The organism is Lysobacter humi (ex Lee et al. 2017) (assembly GCF_054781815.1).
Genome location: NZ_BAAGTR010000005.1, coordinates 78958 through 95399 on the forward strand (window position 1 = coordinate 78958; position 16442 = coordinate 95399).

Below are 16442 nucleotides of genomic sequence, written 5' to 3' on the forward strand. Positions count from 1 at the left end.
TTGCAGGCGACGCGCACAGGGAGAAGGTTTGGCTAACACGCCGCCAAGAGAGGCACCAGGACGGGACGCTGGAGCTGCAACGTTCCGCGACAAGGCGCCTGTTGAGGTCGCGCCGGCAAGTGGGCTCATTGGCCTGGACAGGAAGCCGGTGGAGGCCGAGCCCGAGTCGTTCCCGGCGCGGCTCGCCCGGCGCCCGACCAAGTGCGGCCTTCCGACCCCGAACCAGCTGCGCGCGCGACGCGCGTCACTCCAAGGCTTCCACTTCAGTTCCTCCGACCGAACGCACGCTCGATGTCTACCGTCGCTATAGATAGTCAGCCGCTGCTCCTGCAGCTATTGGACCGCCTCCAGGGTCGGTCCAATTGGTCGACGCCGACTCACTCCATGCGACGGCACTGGAGTACCAGACCCGATCCATTCAAATCCGATCGCGAACATTGTTAAGGTAAGCAAGAGTGTCGCCGGCAAAAGCAACATTTAGAATGGCGTTTGAACATTTCAAGTCCGCGTCACCATTACGGGTGCTAGCGAATACACGCTTTTCGCTCTCAGCTTCGGCGCGCGATGTGGGCATAGAGCCCTCCGCGCTCAACCGGACGCGATATCGAGGTCTCCGCAAAGAAACTCGGTTGGCGGCGCTCGGGTTGATTTCCGCGCCTCATCAGGAGGAGGTCACAGCGCAGAAGCTGGACGACGCGATCGCGCTTACCGAGATGCTCATGAAGGAGCGAGACGATGCACTTCCTTTATTGGCTCAAGCGAACTTGCACATATTGATGCATTCTGTGCAGCTCCAGCGGCCCTGGCTAAAAGAGCCGCCGAGAAATTTCCGGTCTGCGGCGCGGCTCACGCTCGTCGACCCCGAGGCATAGCCTTGGTTGACCGTCTCGACCCAACGTCCCGCTCCAGACTGATGTCCCGGATTCGGGGGAAGGATACGACGCCTGAGTGGCAGGTAAGACGCGCTGCACACGCGCTTGGCTACAGGCATCGTCTGCATCGGAAGGACCTGCCCGGCACCCCGGACTTGGTGTTCCCCGGGCTTAGGAAGGTCATCTTCGTGAACGGGTGCTACTGGCATCGGCATGAGAGCTGCAAGAAGGCATACCAGCCCAAGTCGAACATCCCATTCTGGTCCGCGAAGTTCGCGCGTAATGTCGAAAGAGACCGCCGTGCCGTGGAACAGCTAGAAGCCGATGGATGGGGTTGCCTTATCATCTGGGAATGCGAGACCGCGAGTCCCGAGCACCTACGGGCGCGGCTAATTGAATTCTTGGGACCGAAATGCGGATCAACGCGCGACAAAGCTCCCTGAGCAAAATCTCACGCCTTCGGACGGGCGCTGCGCCTCGCGCCCTGGAGCTCTGCGCCGGTTGTGGGGGACTGTCTCTCGGCCTACAGGCGGCAGGCTTTGAAATGGTGGCACATGTCGAATCTGATGCCGTCGCGGCAGCAACGTATGCGCGCAACTTCGCACCGCCGGAGGGTCTTCCGCGTGGTGAGTGGGATCAGGCGCGAGACATGCTCGGCACCCATCCCGAAGAGCTCGTCCGCGCTTTAGGTTTGGCGGGCGACGCTAAGCAGCACTTTGATCTTTTGGTGGCCGGGCTTCCATGCCAAGCGTTCGCCCGCATTGGCCGATCGAAGCTGAGGGCCGTCACTGGCGACGACAATGCTTTCAAGAACGATGCCCGAGCCAAGCTCTATGAGCGTTTCCTAGAGTTTGTCGACGCCGTTGAGCCGCTGGCAGTTCTGATCGAAAACGTGCCAGATATTCTCAACTTCGGCGGGCAGAACATTGCTGAAGTCATCTGCGAAAACCTCGAAGCCCGGGGTTATAAGAGCCGGTACTCGCTGCTCAACTCGGCGTTCTATGGCGTACCGCAGATGCGGGAGCGATTCTTTCTCGTCGCGCTTCATGAGTCACTCGGGCAGGTACCTACCTTTCCGGAGCCGACGCACTTCCTCAAGCTACCTGGTGGCTACGGGAGCGCGCGCACGGTTGCTCTGAAGCACGTTCCGAAATCCGGATCCAGGTACGTGCCGGCGCCCGTGGCAAGCGATGGTTTGACACCGGCCGTGACCACCAGCGACGCACTTAGAGATCTGCCAGAAATTACTGACCATTTGCGCGCCCCAGACCGTATTAGGCGCCGCAAGCTAGCTGACCGCTTGAGCTACAGACATGACGCTGAGCCGAGTGAGTATGCGCGGCTGATGCGAACTTGGCTCGGCACGACGTGGGACACGTCTGGCCACTTGATTCGCCTGACTCCGAGGGATTACCCAATTTTTGGGAAGATGACCCAGGGCGGCGATTACCCGCACGCGCACAAAGTTGCTCTGAAGATCTTCGAGAGAGCAATGGAATCCCTAAGCCCGACGCCCAGGCCGGCATCTAAGACATATCGGGATCTTTGGGCGCGCATCGTGCCGCCTTATGACCCGTCCAAGTTCCCGAACAAGTGGTGGAAACTCGACCCGTCGCTGCCGTCTAGGACACTAACTGCACACATGGGCAAGGACACTTACTCGCACATTCACTGGGATAGTCGGCAGAAGCGGACCGTTTCAGTGCGCGAGGCCGCGCGATTGCAGTCCTTCCCCGATGCGTTTGAATTCGCTGGCGCCATGAATGCGGCCTTTCGTCAGATTGGCAATGCAGTCCCGCCGATCCTGGCGAGAGCCGTAGGGGAACGGCTACATCGAGATATCCTGGCCGGTGCAGTAGGCACTGCCAAGGTTGCCTAGACCCTTGTGCGCGCTTCTCTCCCTGCAGCGGCGACGACCGCTCACTCTTAGCGTCAGACGACGCCCATGATGCGCGCACATTTCTGCCAACCAAGCATGGATCCAAGATCAAGTCGAGCCACGGTCGAACTGTGATACTCGGTGGCATCTAGGTGCAGAAGAACCTTTAGCAGCACCACCGAAGGGTTGAACGCATAGCGCGTCACGGCTTCAAGAAACTGCTGATGTTCGTGCATAAAGTGAGCAATCGCAGTCTTGTCGTTATGCGCTGTCAGGACGAACTCACCCTCGCCTGACTCTTCTAGGAAGTGGCGCACTGTAGCAGCTGCTGGGTGACTTATCTCGCACAGACGTGAGTAGATTGCATGGGCGTCTGGGAGCCCGAGGCGCTCGACTTTATCTAGGTAGCTCCTGGCAGTGGCGGCAGCATGGTTGGCCGGCACGTCCTCGTTCTTCGAGGTCTTCCGCGCGTGCGAGTAGTGAATTAGCTGATTCTCGATTTCGCTGCTTATCAGGATCGGACCGGGTTTTGAAGCCAGTGCGTTATTGATGCCGGCGCGTTGTTCCGCCAACGATTGCGACACGCCCGCCAAAGCAGCGACAGAGTCTGCCGCTGCTTCCAGCAGCGAACGCAAGTTCCCGCAGAAGGGAAGGTAGAGCTGTGCTTCGGCCGCGAATGCGACTCCGTTTAGCCATTGTCCAGCACGCAGCACCGAAGTCGTGGCGGCGAGATGTGCTCGCCCCAGCATCTCGTGCCAGTAGACATGCATCGCCCGTTCTGGAGCGTTGATCGCCAACTTCCGGAATATCTCCGGATCCAGGTACGCATACCTAACCCGCGACCGTGAAGTCTCCTCGACAAGTGCAGAGACCAAGTCGGCGTAGGCGCGGCCGTTGTCCCCGAATACGCGCCCGACTACTGAGTTTTCAGATTGCATTGCTGCTCGACACCACGAGGGGCGGGTTTAGGGGCTCAGCGGCTATAACCGAGCTTGGCGGTGGCACAACTGCCGCAGGTTCCCCTGCCCGCCGATGGAGGTATACCAAGAAGTCACTGGTTGAGATAGCGACCTCTTCAGCTGCGCGCCAAATCATCGGCCAAGGTACCTGCTCAACTGCGAATAGCAGCAAGACTAGCGTCTGGTAACCACGGCGTCTCATCACAAGCAAGTTGTTGAGATCTTTGACGATATGCCGGTAGCCGACTCGGCACTCGACTTCCATGACGACCGAGTTTGACTCGTGAGTTCCTGGTGCGTGCAGAATGAAGTCTGGGTTGATTCCCGGGAAGTCCGACCTTCCGCGCTTATCTGGCTCTCCGGTCAGCGTCAGTACTTCCGCAGTCAACAGCGTTCGCAACTGATGGTAGAGCTCGTAGCAATAGACGCGCTCGCGCCTAATCCCATGCCTCTCGCCCGCAATCGGAAGTCTGAAGTAGGTATTGCCGATACGACTCGTCGCCAGCGGCAATTGGTCTAGAAGTGACACCGCGCGTTTCCCAGTAGGTAGCTGAGCGCACAGTAAGCGAAAATGTCACTTGTTGCGTCGGCGACGCGAACGCCAATCCCGCAAGCTCCACAGCCGAAGCCCGCCGATGCCCCAAGGAATCAGCCAACGCACCACTGTGATACATCAGATTGCGCTGCTACTAGATTGCGACTTAAGCCAAGCCGAGTCTTGGTACTCGTCGCAGCCCTTACCCGAGCCGGGAGGCGACACCGCGGAGCATTACGTGGCGAGCGGGCGCGGCATCGGACTTCTGCGCTATATACAGAACTTGTCTGCCGGCGGTACCAGGTAGGAATGATCCGCAACGCCGGTGAGCGATGAACCATATGTTGATGCTGACGTGCCGTCGTTATCGCGCCTCATCTATGGGCAAAAGCGCCATGAGCGCACTTACGGGGCTCGAGAGGACCTGCGCCGCAAAAGGCGAATCCTCAGATTTTTCTTACTCCAAGTCGCGGACGATCTCGACATTGCGTCACTGCCCGTCGGAGCACAATTCCTTCAGGTCAGTTTCTCAGTAGGCCGAGTTGAACCAAGGGTTGTTCAACCGGCCCGCCGACCTCTACCAAGGAAGTGGAGACAGAACAGGGACGACATGCGGGCCGTGCTGCATCACGCGATCGATTTGGCCTTTGAAGGTGATCTGCAAGCGCTTTTCATCGCGAGAACAATGCTTAGTCATTTACAGTCGGAGCGGCCATCCTCGCATGGAGGCGCCACAATGCTTTAGGTTGGGATCCCGGGCGCGTCAAAAGCGATCGAGAAGCGCGTTGAACCTATTGTGTAAAGCTTTAAACAGGGTTCACGTCCTCCACTACTCTTCCAGTTTCGTACTGCCGAACTCGGCTTGCAGCCAATCCTGCAGTTCACCAGCGCGGGCTATCGAGCGCTGTTGCAGGAGGCGCACGATGTCGCCGCCGGATATGACTATTACCGGATGCTGATCTTCCTTTATTTCTTTATACGCTTGCGTATCCACCCAGCTGGTGGTTACGAGAACCCCGAACTGCCGATGTCTCAGTCGCGAGATCAATCGGGACATGTCGCGGACGCCGACCGAATTCGTGGGGCCATAGCACTTCGCTTCGAGCGCGAAGTCGACGGTTATGGCGCTAGGGCCGGCGCCGATCCGCATCTTTCCGACCGCATCTCGTCCACCGTCTCTTGAAGGTCTAGTCACGTCGATCGCCGAAATATCGGGCAGCATCATCTGCGCTATGGCTGCTGCAAAGTGTTCGAAATCGTGTGGCCGCCCCGCAAAATGTTGATGGACAATCGAAAGCAGAGCCCGGGCGTCTTGGGTCTCTGGCAGCTGCTCGGCTTTTGAGCGGTGATCAATCGACCTCGGGCCAGCGAGCGGTTTCGCCCGGCCCGTCGCGACCCAGTGAAGCCAAGCCGGCGGCGCCTTGTCATCGGCAGGGACACCAGCGATAAGAGTCTCCAGCCAATCTCGAGAGATTGATGAGCAGTCGAGGACGGTGAACTTGGCGCGGTAGTTTTGAAAGCGCGAGCCCGCTACGCGCCAGATAGCTGAAAGGTCCTCGCTGCGCATCAAGTCATTCGCGCCAGGCACCGCGAGCCCTAGGAATTGCACGTCGCGCCATTCCGCCGTCGAGGCGAACAAGAATATGGGTGGCACGCGGCGGCGGGTGACTTGGCCGGCGTGCGCGTCGCTAAAGACATCCCTCAACAGCTGATTGCCTTTGCGAGGGGTGTCATGCAACTCTCTCCCGGGCTTACGGTTGTCGCCGTAATACGTGAATATGCCGGTCTCCCGGTCGATACTGTCAGGCCAATCCGGCTCAGCGAGAGTAGTCGTCAAGACGACCAGATCTAGTTTGGCACCTACCCTTCCTCGGTACCTAAAACCGCCGCTGTTGCTCACTTGAAGGAGGCGACCGAGAGGATCGTCGGCTGCGTTTCCTCGCCGCCCGCCACGGTAGATCGCGTCCACCACGAGCGGAGAGTAAGCGAGCTCTTCGAACTCGTAGACCTTCATGTGCGGCTCGCGGATAGATTGAAGAGATGGTGCTGTAGATCTTAGTCTAGGGATCCAGCAGGGGGAGCGGTCTTTTGGCCACTATCGAGGTCGTACCAAGTGCTTCGGCACTATTGGGATCGCTACGGGGGCTGGGCTATTCAGCCGAAACCGCAATTGCAGACCTGATCGACAACAGCCTAAGTGCTCGCGCGACGCGGATAGACATATTCGCGGACTGGAACGACGGTGCGCCGGTAGTCGAGATCGTTGACAACGGCACCGGCCTCAGCCGTGACGGTCTCGAGGCAGCAATGCGCTTCGGTGGGGAGGGGCCTAGTTCCCCGCGGAGGAGTGATGACCTGGGCAGATTCGGCCTTGGTCTCAAAACAGCTTCTCTCTCGCAGTGTCGGCGGATGCTGGTCACTACGAAGCGTGACACGGAAACGGTGGGCATGGCATGGGACGTCGACCATGTCGCGAACTCTCGCCGGTGGGAGGTCCAGCTCCTTACGGGGGTCGATTTAGCCCAGGGTCTCAATAGGCTCGCTGACTTTGCCAGTGGCTTCGTCGTGCGCTGGGAATACATAGACGAGATGAGCAGCCTGCATACGGACAGTAAGGCTGACTTTCTTGAGCGGTTGCTAGGTGTGCGAGCTCACCTGAGCATGGTTTTCCATCGCTTCCTGTCGGGACAAGCGCAATGCGTCCGCATCAGCGTCAATGGTCGGCCCCTAGCGCCCTGGGATCCCTTTCAGCGTGACCACACCGCAACAATTCGGCTCGCACCCGAGAGGATCCCAATGGGATCTGCGTCCGCTCTAGTCTGTCGGTACGTCCTGCCACATCAGGATCGGTATCCGAACGAGCAAGCATATGAAGCAGCTGGCGGGTTAAACGGCTGGACGGAACGCCAAGGCTTCTATGTATACCGAGGCGATCGCGTTGTGGTGGCGGGCGGCTGGTTAGGGCTCGGCGGCAGCCGAAGCTGGACACGTGACGAGGCCAGTAAGCTTGCTCGCATCTCGCTTGACCTCCCAACTGACTGCGACCACCTGTGGCGCATTGATGTTCGAAAGTCCGTTGCACGACCGCCAGCTGTCGTACGAAAGCGTCTGACGGTTCTGGCGGAGTCCTGCCGGAAGCGAGCCCGTGAGGTCTTCGCATGGCGCGGCGGGGGAACACCGAAGACGAAAACATCTTCGCCGGCTTCGATTTGGCAACGCGCGACCATCCATGGCCGCAGCCGATACTTGCTGAATCGAAGCCACCCTGTCATTTCCGAAATGGTGAGCGGTCACCTTTCGGCCCATCAGCTCGAGATGGTTCTTCGTCTAATAGAACAGACCGTACCTGTCGAGAGGATCTGGCTCGAAGTCTCTGAGTCTGGCGGCGCGGCACAACCGATCACCTCAGAAGACATGGAGCAGCAGGTTACCCAACTGTCAGATGCACTGCTGGCGGTAAGGCCTATGCTCGCGAACCAAGAGCACGCCGAGCGATTGCTTGATCAGCTGCACGTAACCGAGCCGGCGGTACGCGCTCGGGTTCTAGTCAATATAGGGGAGTTTTCTTGATGTCTGCCTTGCGCTCGCTGGAGAACACTTCGCGTCAGATACTAGACGGCGTTCCGACATCCGACATGGATCGGGAGAAGATCAAGCAAGCCGTTCTTGCAATGGCGCCCGTGGTCGCCGCGCTCACTAAACACGACTTCGCCGAGAGTGAAATAACTCATGTAGTTCGTCTTCTGGAAACGGTGTATGCCGTTGGCCAAGGCGAGGCAGTATCGCTTGTAGATTCGAACAACACGCCAACCGAGTGGTATGTGGGAGAGCGACGGAAGCCAGGCCCTTTCATGTCCCGCTACATTCAGAAGCTGTCGGAAGATGGATGGCCACGACGATCCGTCGATGAGCTTCGAGACAGCACCGCCAGGGTCGTTGAACTCATCGAGGATCCAAAGCGCGATGGACCATGGAGCTGGAAAGGGCTGGTGGTTGGCGATGTGCAGTCGGGCAAGACTGCTCACTATGCCGGTGTCATCAATCGTTCAATCGATGCGGGTTATCGCCTCATCGTAGTTCTTGCAGGCATGCATAACGTCCTGCGTCTGCAGACTCAACAGCGGCTCGAGTCGGACGTGCTGGGCTATGACACCTCTCCTGACAATCGCACCTCAGCCGGGCCACCCCTGGTGGGCGTCGGAAAGATTCCTCCGCGCTTGAGCGTTGGCAGCATGACATTCGCCGCTAACAACGGCGACTTCAGTCTGGCGTTCACACGTCAAGCCAATTTTGCACCGCTATCGCAGCCCTGCGTGTTCGTTGTTAAGAAGAACGCTGCGATTCTGGAAAACCTGAACAACTGGATCCGCGGCCTCCCGGAGGAGGTTCGCGACGCTCCCTTCCTGCTCATCGACGATGAGGCGGACCAAGCGTCGATCGATACGAAGGATCAGCCAACGCTATCCGACGGGACTTTCGTTGAGGATTACGACCCCACTCGCGTTAACGGGGCAATTCGAAAGCTGCTAGGCGCATTCAAACGTTCAGCGTACGTGGCATATACGGCCACTCCCTTCGCAAACATCCTCATTCATGACGAGCGCAGCGCGGCCAACTATGGTTTTGACCTGTTCCCGTCCACTTTTATCCTTTCGCTGTCTGCGCCTGACGACTATTTCGGCCCTGTCGCGGTCTTCGGAACCACGGATGGCGCAAACGCCGGCCTGGATCTGGTGAGACATGTGCCACAGGGGGAAGAGAATTGGATCCCAGATACGCATGACAAAACCCTCGTTCCGCAATGGGACGGGTGTGACGAGGTGCCTCCCAGCCTCAAGCAAGCTATCGACGACTTTGTTATCGCATGCGCAGTCCGGGCCGCACGTGGTCAGAAGACGGCTCACAACTCGATGCTCGTGCATGTCTCGAGGTTCGTCGATGTGCACGAGCACGTTCATCGGCAGGTCGAAACCTACCTCGACGAGGTGAAGGCGCGAATCTCTGCAAACGACGATGAGGTGATGGATGGCTTGCACGCGCGCTGGACGAACGATTTTGAAACTACGCGATGCAGGCTCGAGGGTTCAGTATTCGGTCGCGGCCTTATTCCGGTTACTTGGCACGACGTGCGATCCGTACTCGCGGATAGTACGGACAAGATCCGTGTCATTACGGCAAACGGCAAAGCAAAAACAGGCCTCGACTACGATCGCTACAGGGATTCGGGTCTGTCGGTTATTGCCGTCGGTGGCGACAAGTTGTCCCGTGGGCTGACGCTGGAGGGTCTTACCACGAGCTACTTTCTTCGCGTTAGCAAGCAGTACGACAGCCTCCTACAAATGGGGCGTTGGTTCGGCTACAGGCGCGGATACGCAGACGTTTGCCGATTGCATACTACTTTCGATATGGAGCGCTGGCTTCGCCATGTAGCTACGGCCAGCGCAGACTTAAGGTCTCAGATCGTCCACATGAAGCTTCTGCTGAAGACGCCTAAGGACTACGGCCTGAAGATCCAAGCGCACAGCATCATGACTGTGACCGCGCCATCGAAGCAGCGCTATGCAAAGGAAAGGCGAACTAGCTATTCGGGAGAAGGGAAGATTCAAACAGTGATGTTCAAAGACAAGGCGATCCTCGATAGCAACGCCTTGGCTTTGGAGTCCATGCTGCAGGGGCTCGGAGAGCCGATCAGGAATCCGAAGCGTCCTTTTGGGCGCGGCGTTGCAAAAGGGCTCTTATGGTCGACCGATGGCCAGACGATCGTCCGATTCCTACGTAACCTTCAACTTCCCCCCGAAGGCATCGATTTGGACTCAAGTCGGTTGGCGGGGTATATCGAACAGCAGCTCTCGCAGAGTCGGCCTGAGCTCGTATCGTGGAGCGTGTTCCTCGCCGAAGGACGTGGCCAAGTTCTGCGAGTCGGGCAATGGGACATCGAGTGCATTCAGCGTGCGCCGCTGCGCCGCTCCTCCGACTCAAGGTTCATCGTTAAGTCGATCCTGAATCCGCCAGACGAGGCCATCGATCTGACAGATGAGGAGTTCGAGCGCGCCTTAGCGATGACCAATCGGGAGCAAGAAGAAAAGAAGGAACCGCCAAAGGTTGACCCTAGTGGGCCAAGCGTGCGCGCAGCCCGATCGGCCGATCGAGGCCTGCTCCTGGTTTATCCAATGGATCCGAAGGCGGCTGGAGCGCCTGAGGGCGCCGACCGTCCTGTCCTCGGAGTAGTCGTCAGCTTTCCGGACAGCCCTACGGCCGTTCAGGCGTTCCAGATTGAGAACCGCATCCTGCAGAAGGAACGGCTGACGTGATGTGCGTTTCAGCAGATGCCCTCTTAGGTGAATGGAGGGAGTTGCGAACTGCGCAGTCGGGCCGGATGTTTACGTCGCGCCGTCTGGATTCGCAAAGCCTTGGCTTGGGCGTGCACGCGGCGATACGGTTCAAAGACAGCGCGCCATGTCTGCTATTTGACCTACCGAATCCCTTGCTTGTGCGCGATGACTTTGATACAGCGAGCCTGCGCACGTACAGAGTAAGCCACGGGGGGTCAGTACTTTTGGTTCTGGCGCTGGAGGAGCCGTCACAGGTTGAGCTCTTTGCCCGGGTCTGTGCAGACATCGTCGCATTCGCCGGCCAAGAGGCGGGCGATACAGCACTCAAGTTGGTGGTAGCGCGACTTGCTGCTTGGTGTTCCTTTCTGAGATCGGGCGATTCGCTTGGAGTTCGAGAGCTCGTCGGAGTGGCGGGGGAGCTCGCAGTGCTCAGAGAGCTATGCGCCGTGGACGGTAGAGCGGTCGACTTTTGGGAGTCACCGTCTGATGGCCTATGGGACTTTCGGCGCGGATCTGTCGCGATGGAGGCTAAAGCGACATTAGGGCTTGGCGGGCGCGTGCACGTGTCGACGCTTGATCAACTTGACAACTCGTCCCTGCAAGGACTTTTTCTTTGCTACGTTCGTTTCGTCGAGTCTGAGGACGGTCTGTCGCTACCCGAACTTATAGGAAGGGTGGAAGAGCAGCTGCGGCCGGACCAGAAGAGGGTGTTTTCGAATGCCTTGTTGCGACGCGGGCTGCTTCCGGGCGAGAGGTGGGAAGACGGTTCGCTTAAGCTGAGTGCTCAAGAGCTCAGGGCTTGGCGCATCGTCGGAGATTTTCCGCGGCTAACGCGCGCGTCAGTGCCGCTTGGCGTATCCGACGCGACATACGAGCTGGACACTTCGCAGCTCAGGAGTTACGCGATCGACTTTAAAGAAGCCGTCGCCGATTTTTGGAAGCCGTGAACATGGGCTCTAGCGCAGCGCAAAGCTTTCTAAACCAAATTGCTCTTGAAGTCGACGAGCTGGCCGAGCTTGGCCAGGGCGACTCACGCAGCGAGCTATTTACTAGCGTAGTCCTCGACCGTCTTGAAGAAGCCGGGCACTTTTCGCAGACATTTTGCTTGTACCAGGAAGGTCACTTTGGCAATGCCATCTATCGCATCGACGGCTTTGCGATGGAAGATGACGCAGATACTCTCGATCTCTTCACCACGATCTATAAGGGTGATTCGGCCGTCTCTCGCATTTCATCGCCCGAGACTGCGAAGGCGGCTGAGAGGGCGCTTCGTTTTGCTCGTGCAGCAATGGAGGGATTGGCGGACAAGCTCGAGCCGTCCAACACTGATGCAAGCGATTTCGCTCGTAGCATCCAACGGAAAAAGGGCGAGCTACGGCGTATTCGGATCGTTGTCCTTACCGATGGCGAGTTTGCTGGAGGGGTTCCTCAGGATTCCAGTATTGGCCAGTGCACGGTCGAATATGTTGGTTACGACATCGTCCGGCTGCATCGTGTTCTCGGCGAAGGGGAGACTCGCGCTGACATTTCGGTCGACGTAGTCGCGATGACCGGACGTCCGCTACCTGCCCTTTACTTACCTTCTGAGGTTGGCGGCTATGACACGTATCTGACTGCCGTGCCTGGCGATCTGCTTTCAAAGGTTTATGACTTGCATGGAACGCGGCTACTGGAGCTCAACGTCCGCGCGTTCCTAGGCATCCAAGGCCGCAAGAGCGTCAATGCTGAGTTGCGCCGTACGATCGTAGAGAAGCCGTCGATGTTCCTCGCGTTTAACAACGGCTTGGTTGCTACCGTCGACGAGGTTGACGCAGACGTTGACTCGTCTGGGCTCTGCACGATAAGCAAGCTCAACGGGCTTCAGATAGTTAACGGTGGGCAGACAACTGCGTCGCTGCATAGGGCTAGGCGCAAGGAGAGCATTAAGCTCGACGAGGTTCTGGTCCCCGCCAAGATAATCCGTGCGCGAAATACCGATCTAGATGAGCTTGTTACGTCGGTTTCTAAAGCCGCTAACCGGCAAAACTCAGTTCAGCCGGCGGATTTCTCAGCCAATGATCCTTTCCATCAACAGGTTGAGAACGCTGCGAACAACACTTGGCTTGTAGATGGCAAGCGCCGGTGGTTCTACGAGCGGGCACGCGGCGGCTATCTGGCGGCCGAGCAGAAAGCTGCCCTGCGCGCGACGGAGCTCAAAGCGTTTCGGGCGCAGAGTCCGAAGGCACGCCGTCTAAGCAAATTGGACTTGGCCCGGTACATGTCAGCCTGGGAAGGCCTTCCGTTCCGTGTCTGCATGGGTGGGCAGAAGAACTTCCAGCTCTTTATGCAGCGCATTAAGGATCAGGGAGCCCCCATTGTCGATGAGAGCTGGTTCAAAAAGCTGGTCGCGCTCGCGATCCTGTACAGGACGACTGAGCGTATCGTTAGAGCGCTGAAGCTACCTGCGTATCGGGCGCAGATTGTTAGTTACATGATTGCGGGGTTGAGCCATCGAACCGGCGGGCGACTGGATTTCGATAAGGTTTGGGAGAAGCAATCGATCACGCCGGCGCTCGAGGCTGTCCTGACTTCTTGGGCTCCCGAAGTTGACCGCCTCCTCCGTGAGAGCGCCGGACAGCGCAATCCTGGAGAGTGGTTCAAGAAGGCGGACTGCTGGGAGGCTGTCAGAGACAGCCTGCCTACCTTGGTTGATCCGTTGCCTGCGGAGATTGCAGGCTCGGCGGGTGCCAGAGGATCTGGTGGGCGCTCTTCGCGATCGTCTGCCGATGTGGAGCTGGCTGCGCACGACTTGGATCGAGTGGCGCAGTGCATGCTAGTCGACAGCCACACATGGCTGCGCACTGCAGAGTTAGGTCAGCAAAGCGGTGTCTTGCATTGGAAGATGGCTGGTATTTGCCGCACGCTGGCAAGCTACGCGGCGGGAAGCTGGCTCAAGAAGCCGTCTGCAAAGCAGGCCAAATTTGCTCTTGAAGCGCTGGCTGCAGTTGAAGCGGCTGGTTTGCTTCAGCCGTCCGATGCGGACTGATCTGAGGTCTTGATGGCGCGAGCCGACCACTGCTCGGATCGTTGCTTAGTCGGCTAATCCAGAAGTCGGAGCAGTTCTCCTAGAAACGCGACAGCGGCCGCAGGTATTTCAACACGTATCCACCGCGCGATCGTTTCTGCGGAGGTACGTTGCGTTCTCCGGCGACCCACGCGAGAACGTCGTCTTCAGTTTGGCCGTGAGTCCTGTCACGTCTCAGCCTTAGACCTACTGATCCTGCTCGCGAGCTCCTCTGTCGTGCTGGAAGTAGAACCGCGTAGGCGGCCTGACAACGGCGAACTAAACTCGAGTCGCCGCAATTCCCAATACCTTCTGCCTCGAACTTTTTGAGCACGTCCGAGAACGTGGTCGACGCGTTCCGCCAAAATTTACCGGTTTGAGAGAGTATGTTTGCGACAATCTTGAGCATAGCGCCGGGTATCATGCGCTAAGAACATGATTTGCGTTTGGGCAAATTCGTCTCTTTCCCTACCCAGCCCACCTACGGCCGTCTTGAGGTGGCCCATGAGCACAGCACACGCAGTGCTTGATGCACAGCTAAGCCGAAAGCCGGTCTGACGTACCGGGGCGAGAGTGGGACCCGCAGGAAAGCGCAGCACGCCTGATCCGCCCGTCGTAGCCACAGCTGAGCCATCGACCCGCCCCTAGCGGGAGAACATCGCTCGCGAAATTGTCGTGCGACGAGATCAAGGTGCTAGACCCTTGCCGAAGGTCCCACCGATGCACGCGACCGTCCTCACCGCAGCTGAGCAGGCCGTGTTCGCCATCGAAACGCACTCTCCTCACCGCCCCTGCATGCGCTTCGATGCTGCTGCGTAGTCGAACGCCGTTATCGACGTCAACGACATGCAGTTGCGTCTGGCCGAAGGACTGCAGGGCAGCCGTGGATCACCTCGGCCCTCGGTGGCCCATGGAAACGTGGTCCCGACATCATTCGGTTTCCGGGTGCGCCCGGAACCGCCCACGCAACTGCTCTGAGGGTTCCGGACGCGCGTAGTAGAACCCCTGGATGCGATGGATGCCGAGCCGACGCAGCGGGTCGATCTGCACCGCATGCTCCACGCCTTCGACGACCACGTCGAGCTGCAGGCTGAGCGCGAGGCCATGGACGGCGCGCAGGATCGCGCGGACAGTCTCGTCGTCCTCGACGCCGTCGACCATCGACTTGTCGAGCTTCAGCGCGTCGACGGGAAACCGCTTGAGGTAGGCCAGCGAGGAATAGCCCGTGCCGAAGTCGTCGATCGCCAGGTAGACCCCGAGCGCCTTCAGGGCACCCAGGGTTTCCAGCGATTCCTCGGCCTTGGCCATCACCGTGGTCTCGGTAATTTCCAGGCACAGGCGGTCCGGGGTGATGCCGGACGCCTCGAGTGCCTCGTGGACGTCGGCGACGAGCGTGCCACTCGTGAACTGCCGGGCCGATACGTTGACGCGCACCGAGCGCGGGGCTCCGTCGCGCGTGGGCGGCCAGTCGCGCGCTTCCATGCAGGCGCCGACGAGGACGATCTTGCCGATCGGTTCGATCAGCCCGGTCGCCTCCGCGACGTCGATGAAGTCGCCCGCCGCAACGAGCACGCCGTCAACGCGACGCCACCGGGCGAGGGCTTCGGCGCCGATCGCCTCGCCGGTGTTCAAGTCGAATTCGGCCTGATACGCAATGTCGATCCGGTGGTCCCGCAGGGCCTCGCGGAGCCCCTGTTCGATCGACAGGCGCGTCATGAGCGACTGGTGCTGGCTGGGGTCGTAGACATGGATGCGGCTGCGGCCCGCCTGCTTGGCGTCCTTGCTCGCCATGTCCGCGTTGCGCAGCCACTCCTCGGCGGTGAAGTCTGCACTCGCGCGGGCGAATGCGATGCCGATGCTGGCGGTGGCTTCCCAGGTGCGGTCGCCCTGGACGATCGGTCGCGACACCGCGTCAAGGATCCCTTCCGCGACCGTCACGGCGTGCCACTCGGGTCCCGGGTCGGGCAGCAGCACGCCGAAGCAGTCGCTCTCGAGGCGGCCGATCAGCGCATCGTCACGGGTGACCGCGTTAAGCCGCTCTGCGAGCGTCGCCAGTGCCCCGTTCCCGCCGGCCTCGCCGAAGAATTCGTTCACCGAATGGAAGCGGTCGACGTCGATGAAGAGCAGCGCACCGCCGCACGACGGACGACGGCGCAACCGCTGGATGTACTGCCGCATGTTGGCCACGAAGAGCGACCGGTTGGCCACGCCGCTCGTGTCGTCATACATCTCGAGATAGGTCAGGTGCGCCTCCGCCGAGCGACGACGCTCGCGCTCCAGCGCGATGCCGAAGACGTCCCCGAAGTGCCGCGCCGCGCCCTCCTCGTCCTGCGTCCACCGGCGCGTGCGATCGCATTCGAACGCCATGCGGCCCCAGGCATCGCCTCCCACGACGACAGGCACGTCGAGCACCGCGTGCACGCCCATGCGAGCGAGCTCGCCGAGCCAGCCCGGCATGTCCGTCGCCAGTTGCTCGTGTGCTTCGGGGCGGACGGCCGCGGAGGAGGATGACTCGCGGCGGCCGAGTCCGACGTGGATCTCCGAGAGCGGCCACGTCCATCGGCACTCGAGCCGCCCGGGCTCGACGCGTTCCCACAGGCTGACGCGGTCGACTTCAAGGGTGTCCACCGCGACGGGTGACAGCGTGACGAACGCATGCTGGCCGGAAGCGTCTACCCGTAGCACGGCGCTCGCAGCGCGGGACAGGCCTGCCATGTGGCGGCGCAGCCGGGTCGAACGCCTTTGTCCAGTTCCGGCGGAACCGGCCACGACACTCTCCCTTCAGTCCCAGCTGAGTGGGGAAAACACTACGCCCGTCACAC

General features: G+C 59.6%; 11 protein-coding genes. 7 read left to right on the forward strand and 4 right to left on the reverse strand.

From position 1 onward, the window contains the following. Positions 1–482 precede the first annotated feature (482 nt). Genes ACYVJJ_RS04080 through ACYVJJ_RS04090 form a run of 3 tightly spaced genes read left to right on the forward strand, consistent with a single transcriptional unit; the run spans position 483 to position 2751 of the window. On the forward strand, positions 483–872 hold the full coding sequence (locus tag ACYVJJ_RS04080; RefSeq protein ID WP_460831333.1) for a hypothetical protein: 390 nt from the start codon (positions 483–485) through the stop codon (positions 870–872). A 2-nt stretch (positions 873–874) separates the two neighbouring features. Further along, entirely contained in the window at positions 875–1315 is a 441-nt protein-coding gene (locus ACYVJJ_RS04085; protein ID WP_460831334.1) for a very short patch repair endonuclease, read from the forward strand. Beyond that, a complete protein-coding gene (locus ACYVJJ_RS04090; RefSeq protein WP_460831336.1) occupies positions 1285–2751 on the forward strand; it encodes a DNA cytosine methyltransferase in 1467 nt (488 codons plus the stop codon). The genes ACYVJJ_RS04085 and ACYVJJ_RS04090 overlap by 31 nt, the downstream gene beginning before the upstream one ends. A gap of 53 nt (positions 2752–2804) precedes the next feature. Here the strand turns inward: ACYVJJ_RS04090 and ACYVJJ_RS04095 are convergent, their stop codons facing one another. Together ACYVJJ_RS04095 and ACYVJJ_RS04100 are read right to left on the reverse strand one after the other, a co-directional pair. After that, positions 2805–3689 (reverse strand): hypothetical protein, encoded by an 885-nt coding sequence (locus ACYVJJ_RS04095; RefSeq protein ID WP_460831338.1) that lies wholly within the window; start codon positions 3687–3689, stop codon positions 2805–2807. A 1385-nt stretch (positions 3690–5074) separates the two neighbouring features. Next, positions 5075–6259 carry a restriction endonuclease gene (locus tag ACYVJJ_RS04100; RefSeq protein ID WP_460831340.1) on the reverse strand — a complete coding sequence of 395 codons (1185 nt, stop codon included), beginning with the start codon at positions 6257–6259 and terminating at the stop codon, positions 5075–5077. Positions 6260–6372: 113 nt separating this feature from the next. Between ACYVJJ_RS04100 and ACYVJJ_RS04105 the strand changes: the two genes are divergently transcribed. The 4 genes from ACYVJJ_RS04105 (at position 6373) to ACYVJJ_RS04120 (ending at position 13602) form a co-directional block, all read left to right on the forward strand. Then, the gene (locus tag ACYVJJ_RS04105) at positions 6373–7815 is read left to right on the forward strand and encodes an ATP-binding protein (protein ID WP_460831774.1); all 1443 of its coding nucleotides are present in this window, start codon (positions 6373–6375) and stop codon (positions 7813–7815) included. A 65-nt stretch (positions 7816–7880) separates the two neighbouring features. Continuing rightward, positions 7881–10556 carry a Z1 domain-containing protein gene (locus ACYVJJ_RS04110; protein WP_460831341.1) on the forward strand — a complete coding sequence of 892 codons (2676 nt, stop codon included), beginning with the start codon at positions 7881–7883 and terminating at the stop codon, positions 10554–10556. Beyond that, entirely contained in the window at positions 10556–11524 is a 969-nt protein-coding gene (locus tag ACYVJJ_RS04115; protein ID WP_460831343.1) for a PD-(D/E)XK motif protein, read from the forward strand. Before ACYVJJ_RS04110 ends, ACYVJJ_RS04115 begins: the two co-directional genes overlap by 1 nt. A gap of 2 nt (positions 11525–11526) precedes the next feature. Then, positions 11527–13602: an AIPR family protein gene (locus ACYVJJ_RS04120; RefSeq protein ID WP_460831775.1), complete on the forward strand. Its 2076-nt coding sequence runs from the start codon at positions 11527–11529 to the stop codon at positions 13600–13602. A 555-nt stretch (positions 13603–14157) separates the two neighbouring features. Here the strand turns inward: ACYVJJ_RS04120 and ACYVJJ_RS04125 are convergent. After that, positions 14158–14496, reverse strand: a complete 339-nt coding sequence (locus ACYVJJ_RS04125) for a hypothetical protein (RefSeq protein ID WP_460831777.1) — start codon at positions 14494–14496, stop codon at positions 14158–14160. A gap of 54 nt (positions 14497–14550) precedes the next feature. Then, the gene (locus ACYVJJ_RS04130) at positions 14551–16335 is read right to left on the reverse strand and encodes a putative bifunctional diguanylate cyclase/phosphodiesterase (protein WP_460831344.1); all 1785 of its coding nucleotides are present in this window, start codon (positions 16333–16335) and stop codon (positions 14551–14553) included. Positions 16336–16442: the final 107 nt, after the last annotated feature.

What these genes read in the sequence shown, in the direction of transcription:
- ACYVJJ_RS04115 (WP_460831343.1), top strand. Translation starts at nt 10,556, where the DNA reads ATGTGCGTTTCAGCAGATGCCCTCTTAGGTGAATGGAGGGAGTTGCGA.
- ACYVJJ_RS04080 (WP_460831333.1), top strand. Translation starts at nt 483, where the DNA reads ATGGCGTTTGAACATTTCAAGTCCGCGTCACCATTACGGGTGCTAGCG.
- ACYVJJ_RS04110 (WP_460831341.1), top strand. Translation starts at nt 7,881, where the DNA reads ATGGATCGGGAGAAGATCAAGCAAGCCGTTCTTGCAATGGCGCCCGTG.
- ACYVJJ_RS04090 (WP_460831336.1), top strand. Translation starts at nt 1,285, where the DNA reads ATGCGGATCAACGCGCGACAAAGCTCCCTGAGCAAAATCTCACGCCTT.
- ACYVJJ_RS04120 (WP_460831775.1), top strand. Translation starts at nt 11,527, where the DNA reads ATGGGCTCTAGCGCAGCGCAAAGCTTTCTAAACCAAATTGCTCTTGAA.
- ACYVJJ_RS04100 (WP_460831340.1), bottom strand. Translation starts at nt 6,259, where the DNA reads ATGAAGGTCTACGAGTTCGAAGAGCTCGCTTACTCTCCGCTCGTGGTG.
- ACYVJJ_RS04095 (WP_460831338.1), bottom strand. Translation starts at nt 3,689, where the DNA reads ATGCAATCTGAAAACTCAGTAGTCGGGCGCGTATTCGGGGACAACGGC.
- ACYVJJ_RS04130 (WP_460831344.1), bottom strand. Translation starts at nt 16,335, where the DNA reads ATGGCAGGCCTGTCCCGCGCTGCGAGCGCCGTGCTACGGGTAGACGCT.